Source organism: Actinosynnema sp. (assembly GCF_052038725.1).
Map to the genome: position 1 here is coordinate 1 of NZ_JBQGCX010001478.1, position 1,785 is coordinate 1,785.

The following is a 1,785-nucleotide window of genomic DNA, read 5'->3' on the forward strand; positions in this document are numbered from 1 at the left end:
TGGTCGACCAGCGCGGCTGGAGCGGCGAGCGGGTGCGCGGGCACCTGCGCGAGCTGGCCGACCGGCTCCTCGGCCCCGCCTGACCGGCGTCGGCCGGGTGCGGCCGGACAGGGGGAGCGCCTCGCGCGAACGGGCGGCGGGCTGACCGCCCATGCGCTACGGTCACCGTGAGTAACAGCGTTTCGCTGCCCGCCGGTGCTGCTGAGGAACCCCCGATGGAGAACAGTCCCACCAAGGTCGTCGTGGTCGTGCCGACCTACAACGAGCGGGAGAACCTGCCCGTGCTCGTCGCCGAACTGCTCGCGCTGCCCGTCGAGGACCTGCGCGTGCTGGTCGTCGACGACAGCTCCCCGGACGGCACCGGCGACGTCGCCGACGCCCTGGCGCGCGAGCACCCCGACGTCGTGGGCGTGCTGCACCGCACCGAGAAGGACGGCCTCGGCCGGGCCTACGTCGCGGGCATGACGCGCGCGCTGGACGAGGGCGCGGACGTGGTGGTCCAGATGGACGCCGACCTGTCCCACCCGTCCGAGGTCATCCCGACCATGGTCGAGACCCTCGCCACCACCGACGCCGCCGTGGTCCTCGGCTCCCGGTACGTGCCGGGCGGGTCGGCGGCCAGCGAGTGGGCCTGGCACCGCAGGCTGCTGTCCGCGTGGGCCAACACCTACGTCAACACGATCCTCAAGCTCGGGGTGCGCGACGCGACCGCCGGGTTCAAGGCGTGGAAGGCGGACGCCCTGCGCGCCGTCGACCTGGGCACGATCCGCAGCAACGGGTACTCGTTCCAGGTCGAGATGAACCACCGGGTCGTCCAGGCGGGCAAGCGCATCGCCGAGGTGCCGATCACGTTCGAGGAGCGGGCCGAGGGCGCGTCGAAGATGACGCTCAAGGTGCAGCTGGAATCCGCGGTCATGCCGTGGAAGTTCCGCTTCGGCAAGCGGGGCTGAGCCCGCGCGAGAGCGCTCCCACGTCAGGTGCGGGGAGCGCTCTCACCGGCGGCTCCCCCCGGTGGCCCCTCACCGGCACAGCGCGGCCAACCCGTCGGCGAGCCTGCCGTACGGGTTGAGCCCCGCCAGCTCCACCGCGCCGCTCAGCACCCCGAAGAACGCCCTGCGCGCCGCGAGCCCACCGGGCGCCGCGTAGCTGTCCCGGACCGCGACGTCCACGTCCACCAGCAGCCGCGCGTCCCGGACCACCTCCTCGCCCAGCACCACCTGCCGCCACACCAGCGCCACCAACTCCCGCAGCGCGGGCGCGGGCGGCGCCCCTGCGGCGGCCAGCGCCGCGTCGAACACCCCCGGCCAGTCCACCTCCCGCAGGTCGACGGGCTCGGCCTCCCCGCAGCGCGCCAGCACGTCCCGCGCCCGCGCCGCGCACCCCGCCCCGTCCCCGCCCGGCAGCACCGCCCGCCGCGCCACCCGTTCCGCCCGCACCCCCACCGGATCCGCCCGCACCACCCACAGCGGTGACCAGTCCACGTCGAACAGCACGTCCGAGTCCACGACCGAGCACCCGGCGGACCGCTCGCGCGCAGCCGGAACCCGGTACGCCCGCGCCACCTCGCCCCCGGCCGCCCGGAACGCGGCGAACTGCGCCCCCACCAGGTAGCGCGGCATCAGCAGGTACCACAGCGCCGCGCCCATCGAGACCTCCGCGGCCTCCTCGTGCCCGTCCGCCCCGCACCCGCACTCCAGCGCCGCGTCGGTCAGCTCGGCCAGCGCCGCCCCGAACCCGGTGACCGCGGACGCCCCGCCCAGCGCCAGCGCCAGGTTCACCTCGTTG

The 1,785-nt window shown here is 75.3% G+C and carries 2 protein-coding genes; one reads left to right on the plus strand and one right to left on the minus strand.

Annotated features, from left to right (window positions below):
• Positions 1-215: 215 nt before the first annotated feature.
• Entirely contained in the window at positions 216-950 is a 735-nt protein-coding gene (locus tag ACTUAL_RS31195; protein ID WP_440902738.1) for a polyprenol monophosphomannose synthase, read from the plus strand.
• A gap of 69 nt (positions 951-1,019) precedes the next feature.
• Here the strand turns inward: ACTUAL_RS31195 and ACTUAL_RS31200 are convergent.
• Positions 1,020-1,785: hypothetical protein (locus ACTUAL_RS31200; protein WP_440902739.1), on the minus strand; the 766-nt coding region annotated here is incomplete at its 5' end.

Coding starts and splice junctions, on each gene's coding strand:
- ACTUAL_RS31195 (WP_440902738.1), top strand. CDS start 216: ATGGAGAACAGTCCCACCAAGGTCGTCGTGGTCGTGCCGACCTACAAC.